The sequence below is a fragment of the Streptomyces odontotermitis genome (assembly GCF_050510915.1).
Lineage (GTDB): Bacteria > Actinomycetota > Actinomycetes > Streptomycetales > Streptomycetaceae > Streptomyces.
The window spans coordinates 107,801-131,236 of the sequence record NZ_JBNJLS010000026.1; the positions used below are offsets into that span (position 1 = coordinate 107,801).

Annotated in this window: 21 protein-coding genes and 2 pseudogenes; 13 read left to right on the forward strand and 10 right to left on the reverse strand. The window is 68.5% G+C overall.

The annotated features are described in order from the left end of the window. Nucleotides 1-2 precede the first annotated feature (2 nt). Nucleotides 3-233, forward strand: a complete 231-nt coding sequence (locus tag ACQB60_RS41050) for an MbtH family protein (protein WP_323178692.1) — start codon at nucleotides 3-5, stop codon at nucleotides 231-233. Beyond that, entirely contained in the window at nucleotides 230-1,426 is a 1,197-nt protein-coding gene (locus ACQB60_RS41055) for a cytochrome P450 (RefSeq protein ID WP_496931193.1), read from the forward strand. Before ACQB60_RS41050 ends, ACQB60_RS41055 begins: the two co-directional genes overlap by 4 nt. A gap of 83 nt (nucleotides 1,427-1,509) precedes the next feature. Here ACQB60_RS41055 and ACQB60_RS41060 read toward each other — a convergent pair whose 3' ends face one another. Beyond that, nucleotides 1,510-2,526: an aldo/keto reductase family protein gene (locus ACQB60_RS41060; RefSeq protein WP_496931194.1), complete on the reverse strand. Its 1,017-nt coding sequence runs from the start codon at nucleotides 2,524-2,526 to the stop codon at nucleotides 1,510-1,512. A 696-nt stretch (nucleotides 2,527-3,222) separates the two neighbouring features. Between ACQB60_RS41060 and ACQB60_RS41065 the strand changes: the two genes are divergently transcribed. After that, nucleotides 3,223-3,825: an HAD family hydrolase gene (locus ACQB60_RS41065; RefSeq protein ID WP_496931195.1), complete on the forward strand. Its 603-nt coding sequence runs from the start codon at nucleotides 3,223-3,225 to the stop codon at nucleotides 3,823-3,825. Between the two features lie 8 nt (nucleotides 3,826-3,833). Here the strand turns inward: ACQB60_RS41065 and ACQB60_RS41070 are convergent, their stop codons facing one another. The 3 genes from ACQB60_RS41070 to ACQB60_RS41080 are packed head-to-tail and all read right to left on the reverse strand — an operon-like array spanning nucleotide 3,834 to nucleotide 8,604. Continuing rightward, on the reverse strand, nucleotides 3,834-5,219 hold the full coding sequence (locus ACQB60_RS41070) for an MFS transporter (RefSeq protein WP_496931196.1): 1,386 nt from the start codon (nucleotides 5,217-5,219) through the stop codon (nucleotides 3,834-3,836). 8 nt (nucleotides 5,220-5,227) lie between these two features. Further along, nucleotides 5,228-7,252, reverse strand: coding sequence for a PEP/pyruvate-binding domain-containing protein (locus tag ACQB60_RS41075; protein WP_496931197.1), 2,025 nt, complete (start codon nucleotides 7,250-7,252; stop codon nucleotides 5,228-5,230). Further along, nucleotides 7,249-8,604, reverse strand: a complete 1,356-nt coding sequence (locus tag ACQB60_RS41080) for an ATP-grasp domain-containing protein (protein ID WP_496931198.1) — start codon at nucleotides 8,602-8,604, stop codon at nucleotides 7,249-7,251. Before ACQB60_RS41080 ends, ACQB60_RS41075 begins: the two co-directional genes overlap by 4 nt. Before the next feature lie 360 nt (nucleotides 8,605-8,964). On the opposite strand from ACQB60_RS41080, the gene ACQB60_RS41085 reads away from it, so the two are divergent. The 4 genes from ACQB60_RS41085 to ACQB60_RS41100 all read left to right on the forward strand — a co-directional run bounded on the left by ACQB60_RS41085 (nucleotide 8,965) and on the right by ACQB60_RS41100 (nucleotide 14,318). Beyond that, nucleotides 8,965-10,260 carry a PAS domain S-box protein gene (locus ACQB60_RS41085; protein ID WP_496931199.1) on the forward strand — a complete coding sequence of 432 codons (1,296 nt, stop codon included), beginning with the start codon at nucleotides 8,965-8,967 and terminating at the stop codon, nucleotides 10,258-10,260. A gap of 1,309 nt (nucleotides 10,261-11,569) precedes the next feature. Beyond that, nucleotides 11,570-12,043 carry a hypothetical protein gene (locus tag ACQB60_RS41090; RefSeq protein WP_496931200.1) on the forward strand — a complete coding sequence of 158 codons (474 nt, stop codon included), beginning with the start codon at nucleotides 11,570-11,572 and terminating at the stop codon, nucleotides 12,041-12,043. A 272-nt stretch (nucleotides 12,044-12,315) separates the two neighbouring features. Then, nucleotides 12,316-12,804: a hypothetical protein gene (locus ACQB60_RS41095; RefSeq protein WP_496931201.1), complete on the forward strand. Its 489-nt coding sequence runs from the start codon at nucleotides 12,316-12,318 to the stop codon at nucleotides 12,802-12,804. 191 nt (nucleotides 12,805-12,995) lie between these two features. Continuing rightward, nucleotides 12,996-14,318, forward strand: coding sequence for a hypothetical protein (locus ACQB60_RS41100; protein ID WP_496931202.1), 1,323 nt, complete (start codon nucleotides 12,996-12,998; stop codon nucleotides 14,316-14,318). A 170-nt stretch (nucleotides 14,319-14,488) separates the two neighbouring features. Here the strand turns inward: ACQB60_RS41100 and ACQB60_RS41105 are convergent. From ACQB60_RS41105 to ACQB60_RS41115, 3 genes and pseudogenes are all read right to left on the reverse strand, one after another. After that, nucleotides 14,489-15,091: pseudogene (locus ACQB60_RS41105) on the reverse strand (hypothetical protein); the annotation flags it as partial. A gap of 257 nt (nucleotides 15,092-15,348) precedes the next feature. Then, entirely contained in the window at nucleotides 15,349-15,822 is a 474-nt protein-coding gene (locus ACQB60_RS41110; protein WP_496931214.1) for a hypothetical protein, read from the reverse strand. 144 nt (nucleotides 15,823-15,966) lie between these two features. Continuing rightward, on the reverse strand, nucleotides 15,967-16,377 hold the full coding sequence (locus ACQB60_RS41115) for a VOC family protein (protein WP_496931203.1): 411 nt from the start codon (nucleotides 16,375-16,377) through the stop codon (nucleotides 15,967-15,969). 729 nt (nucleotides 16,378-17,106) lie between these two features. On the opposite strand from ACQB60_RS41115, the gene ACQB60_RS41120 reads away from it, so the two are divergent. The 4 genes from ACQB60_RS41120 to ACQB60_RS41135 all read left to right on the forward strand — a co-directional run bounded on the left by ACQB60_RS41120 (nucleotide 17,107) and on the right by ACQB60_RS41135 (nucleotide 19,419). Further along, nucleotides 17,107-17,394 carry a hypothetical protein gene (locus ACQB60_RS41120; protein ID WP_496931204.1) on the forward strand — a complete coding sequence of 96 codons (288 nt, stop codon included), beginning with the start codon at nucleotides 17,107-17,109 and terminating at the stop codon, nucleotides 17,392-17,394. Next, complete coding sequence (locus ACQB60_RS41125; protein WP_496931205.1) at nucleotides 17,391-18,068, forward strand: hypothetical protein; 678 nt, start codon at nucleotides 17,391-17,393, stop codon at nucleotides 18,066-18,068. Before ACQB60_RS41120 ends, ACQB60_RS41125 begins: the two co-directional genes overlap by 4 nt. A 91-nt stretch (nucleotides 18,069-18,159) precedes the next feature. Beyond that, on the forward strand, nucleotides 18,160-18,477 hold the full coding sequence (locus ACQB60_RS41130) for an ankyrin repeat domain-containing protein (RefSeq protein WP_496931206.1): 318 nt from the start codon (nucleotides 18,160-18,162) through the stop codon (nucleotides 18,475-18,477). Nucleotides 18,478-19,041: 564 nt separating this feature from the next. After that, on the forward strand, nucleotides 19,042-19,419 hold the full coding sequence (locus ACQB60_RS41135) for a nuclear transport factor 2 family protein (RefSeq protein WP_389547361.1): 378 nt from the start codon (nucleotides 19,042-19,044) through the stop codon (nucleotides 19,417-19,419). Nucleotides 19,420-19,468: 49 nt separating this feature from the next. Here ACQB60_RS41135 and ACQB60_RS41140 read toward each other — a convergent pair whose 3' ends face one another. Both ACQB60_RS41140 and ACQB60_RS41145 read right to left on the reverse strand, forming a co-directional pair. Next, complete coding sequence (locus ACQB60_RS41140; protein ID WP_496931207.1) at nucleotides 19,469-20,590, reverse strand: IS630 family transposase; 1,122 nt, start codon at nucleotides 20,588-20,590, stop codon at nucleotides 19,469-19,471. A 154-nt stretch (nucleotides 20,591-20,744) separates the two neighbouring features. Continuing rightward, nucleotides 20,745-21,008 (reverse strand): H-NS family histone-like protein, encoded by a 264-nt coding sequence (locus tag ACQB60_RS41145; protein ID WP_496931208.1) that lies wholly within the window; start codon nucleotides 21,006-21,008, stop codon nucleotides 20,745-20,747. A gap of 213 nt (nucleotides 21,009-21,221) precedes the next feature. Between ACQB60_RS41145 and ACQB60_RS41150 the strand changes: the two genes are divergently transcribed. Together ACQB60_RS41150 and ACQB60_RS41155 are read left to right on the forward strand one after the other, a co-directional pair. Beyond that, complete coding sequence (locus tag ACQB60_RS41150; protein ID WP_496931209.1) at nucleotides 21,222-21,554, forward strand: glyoxalase superfamily protein; 333 nt, start codon at nucleotides 21,222-21,224, stop codon at nucleotides 21,552-21,554. A 36-nt stretch (nucleotides 21,555-21,590) separates the two neighbouring features. Next, a pseudogene (locus ACQB60_RS41155) lies at nucleotides 21,591-22,721 on the forward strand (IS630 family transposase). Nucleotides 22,722-22,761: 40 nt separating this feature from the next. On the opposite strand, the gene ACQB60_RS41160 reads toward ACQB60_RS41155, so the two are convergent. Then, nucleotides 22,762-23,358 (reverse strand): HD domain-containing protein, encoded by a 597-nt coding sequence (locus ACQB60_RS41160; RefSeq protein ID WP_496931215.1) that lies wholly within the window; start codon nucleotides 23,356-23,358, stop codon nucleotides 22,762-22,764. Nucleotides 23,359-23,436 lie beyond the last annotated feature (78 nt).

Below are 23,436 nucleotides of genomic sequence, written 5' to 3' on the forward strand. Positions count from 1 at the left end.
TCATGAGCAACCCCTGGGACGACACCGAGGGCACCTTCTCCGTACTGGTCAACGACGAGGGACAGCACTCCTTATGGCCGTCCTTCGCCACCGTGCCCGCGGGGTGGACCACGGTCCACGGACCCGCCTCCCACCAGGAGTGCCTCACTTACGTCGAGGAGAACTGGACCGACATGCGGCCCAAGAGCCTCGTCGAACACTACGACCGGTTCTCGGAGGTGCGGTCCGCATGAGCAGCCAGCAGCCAGCCCGCAGCTACCCCTTCAGCGAAGCGGTAGCCCTGGACGTCGATCCGCTGTACGCAAAGCTGCGCCAGGAAGAACCCGTGCCCCGGGTCAGCTGCCCTTTCGGCGAAGACGCCTGGCTGGTCACCAAGCACGCGGACATGAAAACGATCCTCGGGGACCGCCGGTTCAGCCGCGCGCTGGCGGCGGAGCACGACGAGTCCCGCCTGACTCCGCTGCCCATCCACACCAGCATCCTGGGCATGGACTCGCCGGACCACACCCGGCTGCGCCGGCTCCTGGCCAAGGTCTTCACCATGCGCCGTGTCGAGCTGCTGCGTCCCCGGATCGAAGCGGAGGCGCACCGCCTGATCGACGGACTCGTGGCCCAGGGGCCACCCGGTGATCTCATGGAAGGGTTCGCGGTTCCCTTCGCCGGCACGGTCGTGTGCGATCTGCTCGGCGTCCCGTTCGAGGACCGCGAGCAGTTCCGCGGCTGGCTGGACGCCTTCTCCGCCACGACCGTGATGACGGAGGAGGAGGTCGAGGCGGACACCGAGCGGCTGCACGGATACATCGCGCAGCTGATGGTCAGCCGCCGTGAGCGGCCGCAGGACGACCTGATCAGCGCCATGGTCAAGGCCAGCGACGAGGAGGACAAACTCTCCGAGAAGGAACTGGTGGAGCTGGCGAGCGTGCTGCTGATCGCGGGGCACGAGACAGTCTCGTCGCAGCTCATCGACTCCCTCTACGTCCTGTTCACCCACCCCGAGCAGCTGGACCTGCTCCAGCGCAGGAGCGAGCTGATGCCGAGGGCGATCGAGGAGCTGCTGCGTTATGTGCCCCTCATCTCCCATGTCACCTTCGCGCGCTACGCCACCGAGGACGTCGAACTGAGCGGAACGCTGGTCCGTGCGGGCGAGTCCGTCCTTCCCGCCATTCCCTCGGCCAACCGCGATGAATCGGTGTTCGAGAACGCGGACCGGTTCGAGCTCACCCGGGAGCACAATCCCCATCTGGGATTCGGGTACGGAATCCACCGCTGCCTGGGTGCGCCGTTGGCTCGCCTTGAAATGCAGGTGGCCCTGGAGACGCTGTTCGCGCGACTGCCCGGAATGCGGTGCGCCGTTCCCCCGGATTCACTGGAGTGGAAAGACGGCATGCAGGTGCGGAGCCTGCTGCAGTTGCCGATCGCCTGGTGAATTCCCGCCAAATCCAGAAGACTTGGTGAAGGGTCTCCCCGCGGACGTGTCCTACGTCCGCGGGGAGACCCTTGCCCGGACGGTCAGGCGAGGCGCCAGTCGGGGGACCGGGGACTCATGGCGACCGTGGCCGCAGGGTCACGATGGGCCACCGGACCGAGCACGGCGTCGATCCGGGCCACGACCTCGTCGTCCAGTCTGATGCCGGCCGCCTTGGCGTTGCCGGTGATCTGCTCGGGCCGGGACGCTCCGAGCACGGCGGCACAGACGTTGGGGTTCTGAAGCACCCAGGCGAGCGAGAGTTGAGCGACCGTCAGGCCGCCGTCGGCAGCGATCGGCCCAAGCTGCTGCACACGGCCGAGGACATCGTCCGTCAACCAGGCGGCGAGTTCCGCCGAGCCGTCGTTCGAGTCCGTCGCCCGGGAGCCCTCCGGCCACTTCCCGCCCGGCAGATACTTGCCGGTCAGCACGCCTTGGGCCAGTGGCGACCAGACGATCTGCCCGACGCCGAGCTCCTCGCAGGCAGGGATCACCTCGGCCTCGGGGACCCGCCACAGGGCCGAATACTGCGGCTGGTTGGACACCAGGGGGATCTTGAGCTCACGGGCGAGAGCATGACCGCGCCTGATCTGGTCCGCGGTCCATTCGGAGACGCCGATGTAGTGCGCCTTGCCGGAGTGCACCACGTCGGCCAGCGCCTCCATGGTTTCCTCGAGCGGGGTCGAGAGATCGAACCGGTGGGCTTGGTAGACATCCACGTGGTCCGTGCCAAGGCGGCGCAGGGAGTTGTCGATCGACTCCCGTATGTGCTTGCGCGAGAGCCCCATGTCATTGCGGCCGGGCCCTGTAGGCGCGAAGACCTTGGTGAGAATCTCCAGGCCCTCCCGGCGCTCCCCCTTCAGTGCCCGGCCGAGAGATTCCTCCGCGTGGGCGTCCGCATAGACGTCCGCGGTGTCAAAGGTGGTGATTCCGGCGTCAAGCGCGGCCCGCACACAGGCGAGGTCCGTCTCTTCGCTCCTCGATGAACTCCGGGTCAGCCAGTTGCCGTACGCAATCTGACTGACTATTAAACCGCTGCTTCCCAGATGACGAAAGTCCATGACCCCAAATTATCAGCGGAGTTGGGAGCCCTCTGGCGAATGCGCAATTAAATACGGGGCGCCGATCCGGACGGAGGACTTGGCCGCCAAGATGTCGGCGGACTTTCCGGACGCCGTTGCCCACTGCTCCTTCTGGCAGCGGGCCACTGCTGCGCCCGGGACGTAGGCAGTCAGGTCACCGGCGGGGGCTCACTTCCCCTGCAGCCTGCCCCCTCACGGCGTGGGCCCCGTTCCGTACATTCGCGCTTCACATCACCGCCCTTGGGGCCACTGTGGGTACACGACATAGGGGGCGAATGAGCGCATCCAACACGCGAGCGAGCCGCGCCTCACGGGTAGCCAACTACTCAGCTTGGCCCTTCATCCCCCTCCCCGCCAGACACAACCTCCGGACTCACCCTCCGCGCCCGACTCAACGGAGGGGCAGCACACCGCCGCACCCGGGCTGTCAGCAGATGGCTGGTGAGGTGTAGTGGAGTGTCGCCCCGTGATGCTCTGCAACCCGAGTGGCAGGTGGTGTTCACGGGTAGAGCGCGAGGGATCGACGCACGACGGGACAGCCTCTGGACGCCGCTGATGCCACCTGGGCACACCGCCACCCGGCTGTCATGAACGGGACATCCGCGCATCCTCGTGATGCACCGGAAGAAGGGCGACCACGCCATGCATAGATCCGCCCCGAGGGGACCACTCCGGATGAGGCTCGCGCTCGGCGCGGCCGTAGTGTCGACCGTGCTCTGCGCGGCGGGTGCGGCCGCGCCCGCGCACGCGAGAGACGGCGCGGCACGCGGCATTGCCGGGCGGTCGGGCGTCGAACGCGCCTGCCCCGTCGTGTACTTCGACCTGGGCGAGACCCTGGTGCACACCTCAGACGACGGCAGTACCAGCTACCTTCCCGGCGCGGCCGCCTATCTGCGTGCCCTGCGTGAACGGCACATCAAGGTCGGCCTGATCACCAACGTGCCGCCGTCCTGGGGCGCGACCGACGCCGAGCGTGCCGCCCGGCTGAGGAGCGAGGTCGATGCCACATGGCGGGGCTCGGCGCCCTTCGCCTGGAAGGACTTCGGCGACCGGATCCTGACGCCTCGTACAGAAACGGAACGCAAGCCGGCGCCGGTGCTGTGGCAGCGCGCGAAGGGCCTCTCCGGCGGTTGCCGACTCGTCTACCAGGCGGAGACGGCCGAGGAGGTCGATGTCGCGGCCTCGCTCGGCTACTTGGCGTACCAGGTCGACCGGCCCCACCGGCCCGCCTACCTGCCAGTCGGACTCATCGAGCTCCTCGGCCGCCTGTCGCGCTGACCGCTACGTCATCGCCGTCGCCCCCTGCGGGATTCCGCTCCAAGGGCGGCGGCGCGGACGGCCTCGTCCTCCACCCCCTCAGCGACCGCCCCGGCCGACGGGAGGGAGCCGGGACTTGCCTTCCCCTGACTGCGCTTCACCGAGCCGCTGCGCACGACCAGTTGGAAGCCCCCGAGCAGGATCGCCGTCGCCAGCGCGCTGTGCAGCAGCAGGGCGTCCAGATGTCCGGCGGAGACGTACGCGCCCACGGCGACCGCGGCGAGTGCGCACACCGCGCGGTCCACGATGCTTTCGATCGAGAGGAGTGTCGCGCGCGGGGCGTGTGCGGGCATGGCGTCGTTCACCAGCTTGCGCTGGACCGGGTAGGCGAAGCCTGTCGCGGCGGCGAACAGGCAGAGCAACGCCACCACGGACCACGGTCCGCCGTAGGCCATGCCCGCCAGGCTGCCCGCGAGCACGAGGCTGAGCAGGGAGACCCAGGCCACGGGCGTGAGGCGGCGGCTCAGCCACTGCGGGCGGGCCGCGCCCACCGCTTCCGCCACCGTCATCGCGGCAAGGACGCCGCCGTGCGAGGCCTCCGCAATGCCGTGGTCGAGCAGGATCGGCTGGAAGAGGTTGACCTGGCAGATGCGGGAGAGCGTGAAGACGGCCACGCCCTGGACCATGACCAGGGCCAGCCATCGCGAGGAGGCGACACAGCGCAGGGCCGCACCCGCATCCCGTAGGAAAGCGCCGCCCCTGCGCCCACCGTCCGACCGGTCCGGCCGGTCGGCCGCCGCCGTCGCGCTGACGCGGTCCGCTCCGCCGAGCCGGGGCAGCGCAATGGCGCAGGCCAGCGAGCCCGCCGCGCTGACGGCGCTGAGCAGGTAGGGGGCCGGGTGCGCGAGCGCCATCAGCGGCCCGACCAACGGCCAGCACACCACCTTCGCCGCAAGACCCAGGGCGCGTGCCGTGCCCTCCGCCTTCAGGTAGTGCTCATCGCACTGCTCGGCCCGCAGCCCGTCGTACAGATAGGCGCTCGCCGCGCCCGAGGTGAGCGAGCGGCCCGCGGCAATGGCGAGGAAGTGCACGAGAAAGCCGGTGTAGGAGGCGCTGAGCACCGGAGCGAGGTTGGCCGCCGTCATGACCACCGCACCGGCCCGCAGGCAGTTGCGGGCACCGATCCGGTCGGCGATCAGCCCCGTCGGAATCTCGAACAGGCAGAACGCCACGTAATAGATGCTCTGGATCCCGAAGATCTCAGCGTCCGTCAGCCCGGCCGTCTTCTGGTAGGCATAGAACACCGGCATCCACCACAGCAGGTTGAACAGCAGCTGGAAGCCGTAGTTGAGCCGGATGATGCGGCGCGCGGTTTCCGTCAAGCCGCCGCCCGCGCCCGTGGCGGGACGGCGCATGCGCGGGCTCACAGCGCGTAGGGACGGATCTGGACCAGCCGGAAGTCACCCTGCTCGGTCATCAGCCACTCGATGTCCAGCGGCTTGTCCACATCTCCCCCGCCGCACCGTGAGCCGCTGAAGTGAGACTGCAGGAGCCGCCCGGTCAGGGACAAGTCCACGAGCCGGGCCCGGGTCGCGGCAGGCAGCGGCTCTCCGAAAGAGCCCAGGGCGACCGTACGGCCTCCGCCCTCCACCGTGTTGTACAGGTACTGCTGCGGCAGCACCGAGCCATCCACCACCTGCTCCGGTGAACCCGGCGAGCAGTTGAGGTAGACGTTGCGGAAGTCCTCGCCGCGCGTCGGGTTGCAGGTGACCAGCACGCCGCCGAGGGAGGCGGGCACGTACTCCTGGATGATCACGCCCATGTATGTGTCGTCGAGGGAGATGCCGACCTGGTGGCGCAGGCGCACGCTGCGGGGCGAAAGCAAAGAGGCCCACACCTGGCGTACGGCATCCAGGAGTTCGTCGGTGTCGTGGACGGTGGTGACGGAGTCGTAGACGCCCGCGGCGGAGAACCCGGGCAGGTCCTCGGCGTTGGAGGAGGAGCGCACCACCAGACGGCTGCCCGGAGCCGCGGCGGCGGGGAAAGCCTGACTGATCTGCCGGGTGACGGACTCAGGGAGGGGCGTGTGCCGGATGAGGTGCTGGAGCTGCAGACAGAGCGCGTCCAGGACGTCGGTGGCGTCGAGTTCCAGAGCCATCTTGAGCTTGCCGATGCCCTGCTGGAGAGGGGCGCAGGAGGCGAGGAAGTTCTGCTGCAGTGCGAAGGGGAGCGCCACGCCCGCCGGGGCGCCGACCGTCGAAGCCACGAACCGGGCCGCGGCGGCGCGCAGTTCGTCGGTGGCGGGGTCCTCCAGGCCCAGCCGTGCCGCGAGATGCCCGCAGAGGTTGTTACGTGGCGGGCGCGGCTGCCGGTAGAAGGCGGTCAAGTCGGCCGTGCGGCTGTCGAGCACGTGGTGCAGCTCGCCGAGGTTGGCCGCCTTGGTGCCGTACCGGTCCCGGTCGGTGCCGCGGAGCCGGTGCAGGGCCAGGACGGGGGTGTCCTCAAGCAGGGGCGGTTCGAGACGGATGCGCTGCTGGTGCCAGGACGGGGCCTCAAGGACCGGTTCGTCATCCAGGCGTTCCAGGGAGATCTCGTCCTCGCACACCCGGTAGCGGACCCACGCCCCCTCCAGCGCGTCGCGCTCGACGAGTGGTGCCAGGTCGCACACGATCGCGTTGGGTATCCCCCACCCGGAGGCCAGGACGTTCGTGTGGGAAAGCGGTGTGATCGGCGCGGTGTTGAGGAATCCGGCCACCCTCGGCACATCGTCCGGCAGGCAGGGCATGGCGACGATGTCCCGCCAGCCGAGCCCGGCCTGGGCCGCCGTGTACTCCTCGTGCGTACGGAAGAACCGCAGCCGCCCGACGGCCTCGCCGGCGTTCAGCGGGGTCCTGGTCCTGGTGCCGAAGAGTTCGTGGCTCAGGATGCGCGGCACGCGCTGCTCGCTGATCGACGCGAGTTGCTCCTCCTGCCCGTGGTTGGCGGGCTTGAGCAGCAGCGGCAGCCGGCCGTCGACCCGCAGGCGCACGTACTCGTAGAACCAGGCCAGGAGGTCACCGTGCATGGTGTCGGCCTCGGTGGTCTCCAGTACGAGGAAGGGGCGTTCGCGGCCCTCGGCGTCCTGCTCGGTGTGCAGGGACAGCACGCCGAGGAGGAAGCGGCGTTCGGGGTCGGTGTAGACGGAGGCGTTGAACGCGTCCAACTCGGCGTCCAGCGCGGCCAGTTCCATGCCCAGGACTCGGGTGGCGATGTAGTTGACGTGGAAGGGGTGGGCGGCGGTGTCCAGCAGATGCCAGGTGTCCTCGGAGCGGTCGACGACGACCTTGAGGTACTGGTGGCCCGCCAGGACGCCCGAGAGGGTGCGGAAGAGCGGCAGGGAGAGGTTCTCGCCGACGACGGTGCGGTCCGTGGCCGGTTCGGGTGCGCCGGTGAGCACAGGGGCGGTCATCGGGAAACCTCCTCGGGCTGCGCGGCGGGCAGGACCCGGGGCAGGGCGTCCACCAGGGTTTCGAAGTCGCGGAGCACGGTGCGCGGGTCGGTGGCGGAGAGCAGGCACAGGGCCGCCATGGTGTTGGCGCCGGCGGCCGGGTCGTAGACCGGGACGGTGCTGCCGTCGGTGAGGGAGCTCTCGGCGACGACCGACAGACGGCTGCCCCGGCTCAGCGGCACGCGCTCCGCCACCACGGGGAAGTCCCACGCCTTGCGGCCGGGCCATGCCTCGCCCGCACTGTCGACCGCGAGGACGACGAGCGAGCCTGCCGCCCCGCGCGCCTGCGCCGGGGTGAGGGCGCGCTCGGGCCAGTGGACCGAACGGCCCAGGAGATGGTCGACGAGCATGCCGATCAGGTCGAGGCCGAAGACCTCCTCGATCTGCGGCACCGTCATCGCGCCACCGAACCGGGCTGCCGTCTCGATCAGCCACATCCGGCCGTCCGCCCCGAGCTTGATCTCGGTGTGGGTGCCGCAGTCGCGCAGGCCGAGCGCGTCGACGGACTCCCGGGCCAGGGCCACGATCCGGCTCTGCGCGTCCGGGGTCAGCTGGGCGGGGGTGATGCCCGCCCGCTCGGTGAACGGTGCGACGGTGGGCATCCGGCCGCTGACGCACACCGGGTGGAACACACCTTGGGCCACGACGCCTTCGACGCTGACATAGTCGCCCCAGCCGGGGTCGTCGAACCATTCGGACGCGGTGCCGGTGACGATCTGCTCGACGACGAAGTCCGCATCCGCCTCGGCCACATGCAGCTCCGCGTAGCCCAACTGGGCCGATTCGGCCATCACCTCGCGCGAGCGGTGCCAGGCGGCGGACACCTCGTACGGGCAGCGGATGATCTGATGCGCGGTGGAACCCGCGCTCCAGGCCGCCTTCAGGAGGAGCGGGAAGGGCAGGCGGGTGGCCGCCTCATGCAGGTCGGCCTCCGTGGCGACGGGCCTGAACTCGGGCTGGGGCAGGCCGTGTTCGTGCCAGGTGCGCCGCATCAGGCGCTTGTCACGGGCCAGCGCGGCGGTGCCGCCCGCGCCCGGCAGGCCGAGCGCCTGGCACGCTTCCGCGACGGCGACGACCGCGTACTCGGAGAAGGTGAGCACCGCGTCCGCGCCAACCGCCTTCGCCCGCGTGACGATCAGGGACACCAGGTCGACGCGTTGCGCGGCGGCGGGTGTCACCACCGAGGCGCACAGCCTGCGGGCGTCACCTGCCACGGCGGGAGGAAGAGCGCTGAGCGCCAAGAGGTGCACCTGCGCCTTCGCGGCCGTCCTGGACAGGACGTGACCGAGCGGCGGACCACCCTTGGCATGCACTAACAGCACCTTGCTCACTGCGGTTCGTCTCCGTTTCATCCAGTTGGTTGTGTCGCGTACGGGCCGGTGCCACGCGCCGAACGCGCACAGACACCGGGGAGATGGAGCGGGGCGTGTTCACCCGCACTTCCAAGGGGAACAGGCGCCGGACACCTGTGAGGCCACCCCGGAGGCCCGGCGTTCAGGCAAATGCCTGAGTCGGCCCCACGGCACGCGTCGCGAACACGTACGGCCCGCCCACGAACTCCCTTGCTTGCGGAGCCACTTCGGCCGAGAACCGAGCATGCGCGAGCAGAGGACGGGATACGCATCGCGTGGTGACTGTGCGTCAACCACACATATACAGACGGAGAAACAGCTGTGGACGATTCCAGCCTCAAGGCTCTGCTCGAGGATCTTCCCGTGTTCTGGTGGGAGGCCGACCAGCCCTGGCAGGTGCGGGAGAAGGGCGGCGGAGCCTTCGCCGACACCGGTACGGCACAGCGCTTCCTGGACCGGATCCGCCAGCACGTCGCGGATCCGGGGCATCCGCCGCGGGACGGCCGCTGGCTGGCCAGGTTCGACGGCCGGACCTTCAACGTGAGCTGTCCGAGGGACGCCACCCGCGCGCACCGCCCCACCCGCGGCCTGGCCGTGGAGGTCGACACCCACCCCCAAGCCCCGCGCCGGTACGCCGCCTTCGCCGACCTCGCCGACCTCGCCCCGGCGGCCGCGTTCATCCGGGACCGGCACGGACGCTACCTCTGGGCCAACCACGCCTACGCACACCTGTACGGCACCACAGCCCAGGAGCTCACCGGCCGGCGCATCGAGGACTTCGACGCCCCTGCGGAGGCCGTCCACTTCCGCGCACTCGACCAGGAGATCCTGACCCGGGGCACGCCCGTGCGCCACACCCTTCACTACCGCCGACCGGACGGCAGCGCGGGCCACGCCATCGGCCACCGCTTCCCCGTCCGGGAGAACGGGCAGACCTGCGTCGCGGGAATCTACGTGGACATCACCGACCACCTCCGGGCCATGGCCCAGCGCCAAGAGGCCGAGGAGCACCTGCAGGCGCTGCGCGACCACACCGGCCTGCCCTGCGCACTCCTCTCGGCCTGCGGTCGTGTGGTCGAGGCGAGCGCAGCGGCCGCCGAGCTGTTCGGCCTCGCCCTGCCCGACCTGGTCGGCCGCCGGGCGCACACGCTGCTCGCGCCCACTTCCGACCTGGACCGGCTGCACCGCAGATGGCGGGGGCTCATAGCCCGGCGCACCAGACGGATCGAGACCTACGTGACCCTCGACGGTACGCAGGGGCTACAGCGCCGCGCTCGGCTCCACCTGACGACGGTGGGCCATTCCGCCGACCGGGCCCGGCATGTCTGGGCCGTCGTCACGCACCAGAGCCTCGCCCACGAGGCCCACCCGTCCCTGACCGCCGCGCAGATCCGTATCCTCACCCTCTTGGCGCAGGGCAGCAGCAACAGCGACATCGCCACCTCACTGAAGCTGTCCCGGCAGACGATCGACTACCACCTGGGCCGCCTGCGCGACCTCCTGGACGCCGCCACCCGCCCCTCCCTCGTCGCGCGCGCCTACGTCCTCGGCATCCTCTCCCCCGCCGCTTGGCCCCCGCGCTCGGCCACGGCGGGGCATCCGATGAGCACGGTCTGACGTCCGGGGATGTCATCCCACGCCGCTCGCGCCGGCGATCGCCGCGCTGCAGCCGTCCGCGACGGTCGCGGCCACGACCCGACCCGACCCGCAGCGCGCAGGTCTCGCCCGTGCCCAACCCCGCCGGGCATGCCGCCGAGTTCGTCGATTCCTGGCTGCGGCGCGGCAGCCAGGACCCGGGCAGCGCGGCGTGGCCACGTGCTCTGGTCTGAGATGGCAGTCGTTCGCCCGACAGAGAGCGACCGTGATCGAAACGCGGCTGAGCACAGATGGCCTACCGCGTGGCGACCGTTTCGCCCGGTGGCCTGACAGGGCGGCCACCGGACCGATTCCCTCGGCCGTGGCAAGCAAGGACACGGAGGACTTCTGGGCGACGGTACGGGTCTTGTCCCTCGGCCCGCTGCGAACCTTGTCCATGACCTGTCCCTCGCTGATCACCTGCCGAACCCCCAAGTTGATCCGGCCCAGAGATCCTGAGCAGCTCCTGGTCGCGCTCACCTTGCGCGGAGTGACGGGCACATCCCCGGCAGACCGCCAAACCTGCGCAGGACAGGCGATCTGACGTACTTCGACTCCTCTCGCCCCCCCACGAGGGCCGCGGCAGGCCCCAGGCTGCGGGACGCCCGTCTCAGCCGAGCGGGACCGGAGCGACGCCGCGGAGGGCTACCTATGACGGGCCACCAGGAAAGGACGGCGTCACCCGCGACGCAGGAGCGGGTAAGGCCGTCGGCAACGTCGGCCCACACCGCGCCCTCCCGCCCGGTGACGGTCAGGGAGCCCCGACAGGTCTCGCCGGTGCCCAGAGTCCAGATGTGGTCCATGAACAGTGGCGTCAGCCCTGAACGACGGGTGCCGTTGAAGAGGTAGGCAAGTGTGGGGCGCGACGGTCGCTTCGCGAAGTGCTCGGTGAGGCGCTCCGCGGCCGCCGCGCAGTCGCCTGTCTCGACGGCCTGTTCGACCGGGGTGAGGGGCGGCGCGGCGGTGCAGTCGAGGCGTCCCGGCCTGGCCCCTCGCTGTGCCGTCGCGTCCCAGAGTCCGAAGAATTCCTGGTCGGGGGTTGGTTCAGGGGAATTGCCGGACACCGTGTCTGCCTCATCCGTCGCCTGCGCCGCGGTGACGGGAAGGGAAAGAGCAGCGACTGCGACCGTTGCCGTCCTGCCGCCGAGGACGGCTGTGCGGGCGATGCGCCCTCTCGCCTGGGTGGGCTGCTCCACGGTGACTCCTTGCTGCCGAGACTGCGGGACAAGTGGGTACCGGGGCCGGGCGGTGTCAGATGCGGTCCTCGCCGTGGGTTGCGGCATTCCAGCCGGTGAACAGCCCCTCCCAGAAGGTGTCGGGCCACCACTTCTTCACTGCCTGCCCGAACCCCACCGGCGCCACCGTCTCCGGCTTCAACATCGGCGGCGCCCGCGTCCGGGTCCGGGTCCGGGTCCGGGTCCGGGTCCGGGTCCGGGTCCGGGTCCGCAAACAGGTACCCGCCGTGCTCGACGGGAACACCGACCCCATCCTTCTCGTCTGCTATCTCAACACCCGTCCGGCCGCCGACCGGACCGCCCGCTGGGCCACGTACGCACACCACTTCGGTCAGAGCTACGACCTGGCCGCCACCGACATCCTCACCGACGCGGGGTTCGAGGACACCTTCCGCAGCGCCCGTGCGAACGTATGCGCCGATCCCGGGCGCACCTGGAGCCCGCACCCCGACTACGCGAGCATGATCACAAAGGACCGGATCGACTTCATCTTCGCCCGGGGCAAGCAGCTGCGGGTGAACGACTCCTAAGTCATCGACCAGCGGCTCCCACAGCACGAGAGCGGAGCGTTCCACTCCGACCATGGCGCTGTGGTCACCGAGTTCACGGTGTGCCGAGCGACGACCGGGGCAGATGGTGAGGCGGCAGGAGAGGGGGCGGACACAAGATTCCCGCCACGCTTGATCGTTTAACGAAATGCCTGGTCAACTGGGCTGAAAACAGTGGCAGTTGTGAGTGACGGGAGGGGTCACGATGTCGTGCCGGGACCGTTGGCAAGGCCGAGGGGAAAGGACCCGACATCATGGTGAACCCGCTGGACCCCAGGTCACTCATTGCCGAGCTGTTCGAGCCCACCGCCCGGGAATATCTGGCACTCATCGAGGCCGAGGGCGGAGCGGCCGCCGCGCGTGCCCGGGCGACCCCGACGCAGGCCGATGCCCAGGCACCGCAGGACGAACTCAACGCCCTGCACAAACCCGCTGACAGCACCTACGAGCTCTTCCACGTCTACGGCTGGGTCGCGGGGATCAAGGAAACAATCACCACTGCTTGGACGACGTACGGCCGGGCCGACGCCGCAGGGGTCGCGGACGTGGTCCACAGGCCAGCCACCGCTGCCCAGAAGGAATCCAACAAGAACAAGCAGAACCCCGACGGACACGAGGTGTCGGACGAAGGAAAGGTCACCGGCCTCGTCCATCGGGCCGAAAGCGCCGCCGCGGCCGCCCGGCACGCCACCCAGGCGAAGGACGAGGCCGGCATGCAGGCCCCTGCGGCCAAAGACCGCTGACGAGGCCACCGCGGCACGTGAAGCCGAGTTGGCCGTACCCCCGGCGCGCGAGGGTCTCAAGACCGCCCTGCGCGAGGCCCTCGGGAAGTAGCAGGAGCCACCCGACGCCCTGCACCGAGCCGGCGGGCCGGGCAAGCACGGCGCCGTGTGGGACAACTCGGATCGCCCCCTCCTTACCTGATCGGAGAGCAATGAGCCCCACCAGCAACACTCAGTCGGCAGCCGACACCAACGGCGCCCCTGAAATCCGCACCCTCGGATACGCCAACCGCTTCGCGACCTGGGACAGCGAATTCCGATACGACGGACGGTTATCGGCCCACAGGGGCGTGAAGATCAAGCAGATCAAGTACGACTGGGACGGCGAAGGAACCGTCGACCACAGCGCCGGCCAGAAGGCGCGCGGGGAGGGCGGTACGGGTGAGGAATTCGAGGTCATCGACACCGTCACGATCGGGGACCGGGATCTGATCACCTTCACCCTCCGCGGCGACCTGGCCGTCGACAAGAAGGTCAAGGGCGAGAACGTCCAGAGCTATCTCATCAAGGTCGAGGCCACCCTGGACAACGGCACTGTGTGCACGGCCACCCCGCGCATCGAGGCAGTCAACCCGGACTGGGACAAGAACTACCCGGAAGGCACCGGCCGCCCGTTCGTCCGCCTGCCCTACGACAACAACTGGGACCGCTATCCGAACCAGCGGGGCCAGAGCCAGGCAGGCTTCGGCTACGTCACCGACAGCGGTCTCGTGCATGACCGGACGCTCTTCCTCAACCTGGTCAACCCGCGCCTGCCCGACGAGGCCGACGGCCACGTCTACTACCAACTGGTGCACGAGGACGGCGAGCCCTCGCACCTCACCCCGCTGCCCAAGAAGCAGTACCTGCGGGCACGCAACGACAGCTCCACGTCGGACTGGGTGGACCTGCCCGCCTTCCACATGGGCGAACTCGGCGACAAGCCCGGCTACTACCGCTTCCTGGTCTGGCCACAGGCGGCCGAGGGCCAGGACGGCTTCAGCCACCAGTACAGCTGGGACCCGAGCAAGCCCCAGGACGCCTTCCAGGTCGGCAGCATCTACTACCGCTGCCAGAACTACCTGCCGGAGTGGGCCCGCGTCTCACTCACCATCACCGACCGCCGCACCCCGCAGACCGTGGCACAGGACGACGACAGCTTCTGGCCGAGCGCGACGGTGAAGAACACCGGCGTGGAGCGGATCGGCACACAGACCGTCACCGTACGCGCCCCGCAGGGCATGCGGTTCACCGAACCCCGCTTGTACTGGGGACGCAACGGGACACCGCAGAACTGGTGGGCCGTCGGCGAGCTCTCAACGGACGGCACCACGCTGACCGCGAGCATCCCGCTGAACCTGAACGCCAGTGAGTTCGCGACCCTTTGGGCACCCTTACGGGTCACGGCGGACGCACCGACCGGCCTGGCACACGTGGTGTTCGAAGTGGGCGCGGCGCGCGGGGCCGCCGTGCCGGAGGTCACGCCGAAGAAGTAGGAGCGAGTCGAAGGAGCAGGACGCGGCGTGGGGTCTTCCACCGGCGGAAGGCCCCACATCCACAGCCACACAGACATCATGCGCCCGTCGCATCTGCAGCGTGCGGCTCCCGTCAGCGGTAGGAGACGGTGACCGTCCGAGGTCGGCAGACCCAGCCGTCCCCACTCGAAGTGCAGCCGCCGGTACCCCGACAGGAAATAGCCCCACACCGGGTGAGCCCCGGTCCTCTTCGACCAGTACAGCGTGCCGCCCTCGAAGCGCTGGTGGATCCCCTTGCGAACGGAGTGCCCCCGGGTGGCGGTGGGGCACTTCAGACGGCTCTTGACCCCGCCCAGCCGATGCCAGGCGGGTTCGAAGGCCACGGCCACGCGCCGCTTCGGGCACCGGTCGGCTGCGCTCCAGCCCAGACGTACACGCAGCCCGTCACGGCTGTGGAGGGGCCCGTGGAAGTTGGTGCTGCCCTGGCAGTAGCCCAGGCCGCCACCACGTACCGTCTCTGCGGCCTCGGAGTCGACAGTGACGCCCTTGGCCGGGACCTGGGGATCACCGAAGGAGACGTCCAACGGCGCGATGTCCGTACAGGAGGGCAGCTCCAGGTAACGCTCCACGAAGCCGTAGAAGGTGCTCTGCAGTTGCCCCCACCAGGCCGGGACGCTCCAGGCGCCGATGACAAGCGCCTTGCTTGCCGTGGGCGGTCGCGTCGCGGATCGTCCCCTTCCACACCGTCTTCTTCCTGTTCGACAGGGACGGCACCGCGGACACCGTGAGGTCATAGCGATGGCCGAGCACGAGCGGCATGTCCGGCGCCGAGCAGGAGGTACTCGTGTCCAGGTCCTCACTGTCTGCGCCCGGCTCGCACTGGCTCTTCCCGTTCATCTTCACCTCCTTGGTGCCGCGGCCGAAGACCGAGAAGGCCGGAGGCGAATCCCGCCTCCGCGCTCCGGACCGATGGCGACTTGCTGTGAGCCTGGAGGCCGGGGCAGCGGACCTTGCCACGCGTCAGCCCCACCTCAGCGTTACGGGACGAGCCTCAGTCTCCTGAGAATCCGAAGATTCCCAGGTGAGTCGGCCCCCCGCCGGAGAAGAGGACGACGTAGTAGCCGGTCCACCGCATCTGGCACTCGCCGAGCAGGCTCTGCTCGTACTCCTCATGGCTCGCCGCCTCATGGGCAGCAGCAGCGAGTTCCTCGTATTGCTTGACCGACGGATGGTGTGTGCCGAAGTGGTGCATCACCCGGTCGAGAGCCAGAGGGCGCAAAGTGCCGTAGTCGGCGATACAGGAGCGTGTCGGCGGAGCATCCGTGTCAATGACCCTGTCGATGTCGAGGATCGTATGGGTACCCTCGGTTCCCATGAGCTCCTCGTCTTCGTAGAGGTCTTCCAGGCTTCGGTATCGGCCGTCGTCGCCGTACTCCTCCTGGAACACCCTCGCCTGCAATATCGCTACGGCAGCCTCGACATCACCGTCGTACCCGGTCACGTAGTCCCATCCGCTGGCACCCACCAAGCCACCCTCCTCAAAGTCGTGAATGGGCGAACGCCAGCGGCGGGCACTGACAACGCCGTGACCATGCGCCGGGCTCTGCTCGACGTTACGAACGGGGCGTCCAGGCAGCCACCCGGATCACGCAGACCGCCCCGACAGAACCTAGTCGCGCGTGGGCCAGATCGGGCCCTGGTCGGTCCAGATGACGCCCTTGTTCCGGCACAGGCAGAAAGGGTGGCCGATCGGGTCGGTGTAGACCTGCCAGCCATAGCCGTTGGGGCCGATGAAGTCCTGCCTCAGCGTCGCGCCGAGGTCAAGGACGCGGCGCTGCTCGGACTCGATCTCGTCCACTTCGAAGTCGAGGTGGAACTGCTTGGGGTGCTCGCTGTCCGGCCACTGCGGCGCGCGGTAGTCCTCCACCCGGATGAAGGCCAGCTCGATCTCGCCGAACTGGATGCCAGCCCACTCCTCGGAGCTGCCTTCCTTGATCGGACGGCCCGTCACCTCGGAGTAGAAGGCCGCCAGCTTCATCGTGTCCGGGCAGTCGATGATGAAATCCGTGAGTCGCAACATCTCGCGATCTTGTCACGAGCTCACACCCGACTTCATGGCGGGCCGCCCTGACCAACCCCCTTCCTGCGACGGCGTATCCGGTATGCCACCCAGATCCCGAGGCCAATGAGAGGAAAGAGGACGATGCCGACTCTCACAATGCCGAAGATCCCTGCTATCAGGAACGCAAGGAGCAGTTCTCCTGTCGACGGATCCGGGTCCACGTCTGGTCCGCGCCTCTCTGAAGAACTCAGCGTGCAGGTGCTCGTCAGGACGCGGGCATTCCGGCGCCGGTTCCTCGACGTGCCGGACCGCCGCGCCTTGGATGAACGGGCCCCGGAGGAAGAACCCCGCCCGTGGCACATGCGTCCACACCTTGAGGTGCCGGTGCGTCATCGGGCGTCCCGGGTCGCACCCGCGATCGGGCCGAGGACCCCAAATCCTGCCCGATGACGACAGCTTCGCACTTGAGATCCGCCGCCGCGCCGATCAGCACTATCCCAACGGCGCCGCAGAGGGGCGCAAGGCCACGCCGACCGCGCGAGGCGCCTGTGGCGGATCGCGGAAACGTGCACGAAGTGCGCGGCTGCGACGACGGGTGAGGGCATCACGGCGGTCTTCTCCGACCAGGGCCCCTCCCCCACCGCGAGCGCTTCGCTTTCCGAGGCGGCTGGGCGGACATCACTGTCTCGGGCCCGCACCGCCTCGTCCCGGCGGGCGAAACGCTCGGGAAAGATCGCGCAACGGACCGTGCCGGAGAATCACGAACCCGACGTGCTGCGCATCGCACTCATCGCCCTCAGTGACGCCTTCCGCACTCACCAGCAAGGCACCGACCCCGACCTCGTGCTACTCGCCGGCCTGCGCGAACGCAAGGCCCGCGCGTTCGCGCTGTGGGCCGACGTCACCGCCGACCACTCCCTGCGCCAGGAGGCCAAGCGCGCCCAGACGGCCGCGCAGACCATCCTCGACATGCACCACCACCGCGGCTCCCCGGTCATCAGCGACACTGACGGAAGGTGGTGGAGCGGCAGTTGAACAGGGTGCAGGCCGAGCACGCCCGCAGCGTGCTCAGCTATGCCACCGCCCACCCCCCCCCGTACCCCGGGGCAGGGGTGCGTCTGGCCGTGCTCATGCTGACCTTGAGGACCGCGCGCGCCGGGACCGGCAACATCACCGGGCAGGGACTGAGCGGCCGGCTCCACGACGACGCCGAACTGGTCCTGGAACAACTGGCCGCGGACGGCTGGCTGGTCCTGCCCGGCTCCACCGCCGAGGTTATGGCTTCCCGACCCGAGAACCCCTGCGCGTTCACCGTCCCCGCGCTGCTGCCCGACCAGCCCATCCCCTTCGCCTTCGCCTTCGCCTTCGCCTTCGCCTTCGGCAAGACTCACCGCGCCCGCATTTCCGGCTGGGCCCAGAAAGTGATCGGCGACCGGACGATCCACAAGAAGAAGCTCGATCCAGCCACGAAACTCCTCGCCCTCTGTACCGCCGCCCACACCCGCGACAACAGCCAGCTCGGCTCCGCTGAGGGCGGCGGACTCGGCCTGGACGGCGTGGACGCATACTGCGGACTGTCAGCAGGAGGCATCGCCGCACCCGCCGAACTGCCGCTGAACGCCGACTGGTTCACCCAAGTCGGCACCACCGACGGGCGGCTGCGCGGGCAGCTCGCCGCGCGGGTGCTGCCGCTGGCCGGGCTGCTGTAGAGGTGACGCACACCAACAGCCCACCTCAGTTGTCGATCAGCTGGAGGGAAAGGCGCTGGCCGGACTTGTGCGACGAGGGTTGAATGCCGCCGTGGAGAACACCTGGACACCGGCGCATCAAGCGGTGGAGAACGAGGACGCAGAGACCCTGGCTCAACTGCTGGCCCAGGGTGTCGACTCCGATGAGGTATGCGACAACATGACGCTCCTGACGCACGCCATTGATGCAGAAGGCGACGGCGCCCTCCAGAGCGGCAACCCGCTGACAGTGCACACCACCGCTGTGCTCCTGGCCTTCGGTGCTGATCCGCAACTCCCCGATCCGGACGGGCAAACACCCATGGACCTCGCCCTCCACTACGGCCACGACCAGGCAGTCCAGCTGTTGCAGCGGCACATCAGCCAGTGAGGCAGCGCAAGCGGATGACAGAGCAGGCCATGCTCGCGAAGACGAAGAAGTGTCCGGCCTCGTCATGGCGGCGATGAAGGCGACGGCAGCCGTCCAGTCACAGGACCCCTTGCCCACAGACACGGACAACGGGTCGCGGCGTGTATCCCGGCGCCGCGAGACGTACAGCGGAGGCGCTCGAAGGTCCCCTTCGCCGCCCCGTCGAAGCCGTCGTCACCGCGCCACCGCGCCACCGCGCGAGTGTCCGGGCGATCTGCGCCGGTGTCGCCGCAGAATACTCATGCCACCGGGAGTCGTAGCCACGGGGAGAGCCGAGCAGCATGTTGAGCACGTTGTTCACCGCGTCATCCTGCTCACCAGGGTCGGAAGACGGCAGCCAGGACGCCGCGATCGCGGCGATCTCATCCCGGGTGCCCCCGACCGCCGCCCGCAGCAGCGTCCGCCCGCGGAGCTACCGCCAAGCCATGATCAATCTCACCTAGTGCTGTGACCGGGACAGTCCACCGTGTGTCGGAAGGCGGCTCGCGGGACGAGCGCACGCGCAACGGCTGGTATTACTGGGGCATGCAGGAAGAGACGGCACGCTCCGCGATCGACACGTTCATCTCCGCGTTTAACGCCTCGGACGACAGCTATGTGACTGCCCTGCTCTCCCAGGCCCTGACCTCAGACGTGGTCTTCTGGGGGCCGTTGGGACGCAGCGAAGGAATCGAGGCGGTCGAGCGGTTCGTGCTGGACATCCGACGCCACCCGGCGGGGACCGGCACGATGGTGCGCTGCTCAGCGGTGGACATGCCTGACGAGTGGGCCCGGTACCAGTGGGTCTTCACCACGCCGGATGGAGGCCCCCGCCTGGCGGGAACGGACGTCGTCCATCTGCGGCGGAGCCTCATCGACCAGGTCATCGTCTTTGCGGGGGAGATCGATCCGTCCGCCTCCTGAGTCGTCCTTCTGTCCCTTCCGGCACTCCGGGGCTGCGGTTCGCGGTCGGTCAGGCTGCGGTGTTGAGGGGGCGTCCGCCCCAGCGGATGCCCTTCTCGCTGCGGATGCGGGCGCGTTCCTTGCGTTGGACGGCAAGTACGTCGGGGTGGCGGGCGTTGGCGTTGCGCCAGCGCAGGTAGGTGTGCAAGGCCCGCGTCTGCACGGTGTGGTTGGGGTGGTTGGAGTTGGCGATGGTGAACTGCCGCAGCGGTCCGAAGTGCGCCTCGATCGAGTTCGCCCCGGAGGCGTAGGCCGGGGTGAAGCACAACTCGACCTTGTCCTTCTTCGCCCAGCGGCGGAGGTCGGCGCCTTTGTGGGCGGACAGGTTGTCCAGGATGACGTAGACCGGGGCGCCGTCGGGCCGGGTGGCGCGGATCGACTTCAGCGCGGCCAGCATGTTCGCGGCACCTTTCGTACGGCGGTTGACGCCCCACACGCGGTCGTCGCCGACCGAGTAACAGCCGTGGAAGTAACGCACCCCGTCAGTGCGGCGGTAGGTGGCCGGCACTCGGTCGGGATGCTCCCGTTCGGCCCAGCCCGAGCCTGCGGTGGGTCGGATGCCGAGCGGTCCGAACTCGTCGAAGGCGAAGACCCGGTCGGGGCAGCGGTCCAGGATCTCCTCGATCCGGTCCAGCTTCGCCTCGCGGTCCCGGTCGGGGGATTCCTTCCATGTCCTGGTGCGCTGGAAGGTCACGCCGTGGCGGGCGAGCAGACCGCGTAGCGCCTCGCGGCCGATGCGGATCACCCGGCCGTGGACTTTCCGCAGGTAGACGACGAGCTTGCGCAGCGACCAGCGAGTGAAGGGCTGGCCGAGCTTGGTCCGGCGGGTGGTGGCCGTCTGGATGACGAAGTCCTCGTCGTCAGGGCTGAGCAGGCGGGGACGGCCTCCCGCCCACCGAGGGTCCAAGCAGGCCAGACCGGCCTCGTTGAACCGATGGATCACGTCACGCACGGTGTCCTCATCGGCCTGCACCAGCTTCGCGATCACCGGCACCCGGTTCCCGCCCGCAGAAGCCAGCAGCATCATCGCCCGCCGGTACCGCACCGAACTGGGACTGCCCCGACGCACGATCTGCTGCAGCTTCTGCCCCTCCTGATCGGTCAACCTGCGCACACCGACAGGCTCAGCCACCACACCCCCAGCAGTCGGACAGACGTCAGCGCCCATCCAACCGCCGGAGCCCTCGACCCGGACAACCTCCCCGGTCAGAGCACTAGGGTCTGTCCGGCGGGTGGTGATGCTGAGCAGTCTCGCCGCTCAATCCTTAGATCAGGAAGTCACCCAGCTACTTGCCTTCACCGATCGCCTCCTTGATCAGGGAAGGAGTACGGCCCCGCCCGGACCAATAATGTGTCTCCCCACTCTCGTCGGTGAACTGGTACTTGGCAGGCCCCCTGCTGGACCTGGCAGCTGAGTCTGCCTCCCCTTGGCGCTCCTCAACAACCACCTCCAGCTTGACCCTCAAGTCCTCCAAGGATTCCAAGTTCAGCTCACGCGCCTGAGCCCGCAGCGTGCGAATGTCACTGAGCATCTTGAGCGCATCGGACACGAAAGCCCCTCCTCTGACTCGGCCTGCCCCGCTTCTGCCGACCACCGCCGACGTCCGATCCAGTACCGAGGAAACACCGCAACAAACCGACCGACCACGTTCCTTGCCCACGACGGACACCTCTACCACGCCCCCCGGCAGGACCCATCAGAAAGGCTCTAGTGCCGGATCAAGCAACGTTCGCCTCATAGGGGCATCTGAGATCATGGGCTCATGGACGAGGAAGTCATTCCGATCCTTCGGGTCGAGAACGCTGCTGCGACGGTGAGTTGGTACGCACGCCTGGGCTTCACCAAGCAGTGGGAGCATCGCTTCGAGCCGGGGTTCCCTGCCTTTGTCGAGGTTGCACGTGGCCGAGTGCGGTTGTTCTTGTCGGAGCATCAAGGAGACGCCCGTCCCGATACGTTGGTGTATCTCCGCGTGAGCGACGTCGATGCCGTCGCCGCCGAATTCGGCGTCCCTGTGAAGGACGCTCCGTGGGCACGCGAGATTGAACTTCGCGATCCTGACGGCAACCGCCTGCGAGTGGGCACCCCGACGCAGTGACGCCCGCGGGCAGCGTCCAGCCGCGAGACTGCTGCGGTGGCGGAACGCGTGCGAGTTCGTGAGATCGGTGACGACGAAGGGCAACGACTGCGCGTCTCGTCCGCAGGGGTACCGGGTCGGTAGTCACCTGGCGGCGGGCGCAGATGGTGCTGCTGTCCGCGCAGGGCATGCCGGTGGCGAAGATCGCCGAGGTGTCGTTCACCAGCGCCGACCGGGTCCGGGATGCGATCCACAACTTCAACACCGACGGTTTCGACTCGCTGTACCCGAAGTACGCCGGCGGCCGGCCCAGGACGTTCCCCCCTGCCCCAGCGGCGCGAGATCAAGAAGATCGCGAAGGCTAAACCGGCCGAGCACGACCTGCCGTTCTCAACCTGGAGTCTGACCAAGCTGGCGGAGTTCCTGGTCGCGGAGGGGTGGTCGACGACATCAGCCACAAGGGCCTGCGCATCCTGCTCCGCGAGGAAGGTGTCTCCTTTCAACGGCTGAAGACCTGGAAGACCTCCCGGGATCCGGACCACGCGGTCAAGAAGGCGCGGGTCGAGCACCTCTGCGCGATCGCCGACGGGGAGGTCATACCCGAGGAAGACGAACCCGCCGTCATCTTCTGCATGGACGAGTTCGGCCCCTCAACCTGATGCGCCACCCCGGGAAGCAGTGGTCCGAACGCGGAGGCAAGCACAAGAACCCCGACCGCGAACCACGCCGACGGCGCCGGGCAACCTACAACCGCCACAGCGGGGTACGGCACCTGTTCGCCGCCCTGGACCTGGCCAAGGACAAGCTCTACGGCCACATCAAACCGATCAAGTGACGCACCCAGTTCCTTCAATTCTGCGCTACCTGCGCACCCTCTACGCGCGAGAGGTACGGATCGCGATCGTGGCCGACAACTTCTCCCCGCACCTCACCACGAAGAAGCGCCAGCGCGCCGGGACCTGGTCGGCGGCGAACAACGTCGAGATCGCCTTCACCCCGACGAACTCCTCCTGGCTGAACCGCATCGAAGCCCAGTTCACCGCCCCGCGCTACTTCACCCTCGACGGCACGGACCACGCCACCCACAAGGAACAGGGCAGCATGACCCGCCGCTACATCATCTGGCGAAACCACCACGTCGACGACCAGCGCCCACGCGCCGTCGTCGACAGGGCAAACGTTGCTTGATCTCGTACTCGCCATGGTTCGGCTGATTCTCGAAGCCGACCTAGTGGATTCGGTGCCCGAAGCGGGCGGAGAGCGCCATGAGGTCGGGGTCGCCGAACTCAGCGTGCAGGGCGTGGAATGCGGTGGTCTTGTCGTCGCCGAAGCGCTGTACGTAGGTGGCGTAGGCGGGCGCGGACATGAATTTCGGCGGGTTGGTTTTGCTGTGGAATTTGTCGGCGTACATGACCAGCCGTTCCTCTGCTGTCTCGGCCAGATAGTCGGCCAGCGGCAGCGGCAGCTGCTGGGTGATGACGTCGTGCTTGGACAGTCCGACGCCGGTATGGCACGAGCAGAACCTGCAGACGAATTCCGGGAATCCCTCGGCGCGGAGAATGTTGTGGCCGAGTACTCCGTGGCGGATGTACTGGGAGTTATCCAAGACCCCGTGGGCATCGTAGAGTTGGTAGACGCCGATGTCGTGGAGCAGGCATCCGGCCTGTACGAGGTCCGCGTTCAGGGTTCCCTCGAAGCGGCGCAGAAGGTCCTGGGCGATGCTCCAGACGATCTCGCAATGGGTGTAGACGACCTCGAATGCTTCCCGGGTGGGCGCGTATTTCTGGTGCAGCGCGCGGACTTCGTCAGCACTCGGGATATCCATCAGCGCAGCGTAGCAATCCGTCTTGGGCTTCCCTCTCGAATCCCGCCTAGACAGCGTCTCCCTCCGCACGCAACCAGG

Excerpts from the sequence above, each read along its gene's own strand:
- ACQB60_RS41050 (WP_323178692.1), top strand. The coding sequence starts at position 3 with ATGAGCAACCCCTGGGACGACACCGAGGGCACCTTCTCCGTACTGGTC.
- ACQB60_RS41055 (WP_496931193.1), top strand. The coding sequence starts at position 230 with ATGAGCAGCCAGCAGCCAGCCCGCAGCTACCCCTTCAGCGAAGCGGTA.
- ACQB60_RS41060 (WP_496931194.1), bottom strand. The coding sequence starts at position 2,526 with ATGGACTTTCGTCATCTGGGAAGCAGCGGTTTAATAGTCAGTCAGATT.
- ACQB60_RS41065 (WP_496931195.1), top strand. The coding sequence starts at position 3,223 with ATGAGGCTCGCGCTCGGCGCGGCCGTAGTGTCGACCGTGCTCTGCGCG.
- ACQB60_RS41070 (WP_496931196.1), bottom strand. The coding sequence starts at position 5,219 with ATGCGCCGTCCCGCCACGGGCGCGGGCGGCGGCTTGACGGAAACCGCG.
- ACQB60_RS41075 (WP_496931197.1), bottom strand. The coding sequence starts at position 7,252 with ATGACCGCCCCTGTGCTCACCGGCGCACCCGAACCGGCCACGGACCGC.
- ACQB60_RS41095 (WP_496931201.1), top strand. The coding sequence starts at position 12,316 with ATGGTGAACCCGCTGGACCCCAGGTCACTCATTGCCGAGCTGTTCGAG.
- ACQB60_RS41100 (WP_496931202.1), top strand. The coding sequence starts at position 12,996 with ATGAGCCCCACCAGCAACACTCAGTCGGCAGCCGACACCAACGGCGCC.
- ACQB60_RS41115 (WP_496931203.1), bottom strand. The coding sequence starts at position 16,377 with ATGTTGCGACTCACGGATTTCATCATCGACTGCCCGGACACGATGAAG.
- ACQB60_RS41135 (WP_389547361.1), top strand. The coding sequence starts at position 19,042 with ATGCAGGAAGAGACGGCACGCTCCGCGATCGACACGTTCATCTCCGCG.
- ACQB60_RS41150 (WP_496931209.1), top strand. The coding sequence starts at position 21,222 with ATGGACGAGGAAGTCATTCCGATCCTTCGGGTCGAGAACGCTGCTGCG.
- ACQB60_RS41160 (WP_496931215.1), bottom strand. The coding sequence starts at position 23,358 with ATGGATATCCCGAGTGCTGACGAAGTCCGCGCGCTGCACCAGAAATAC.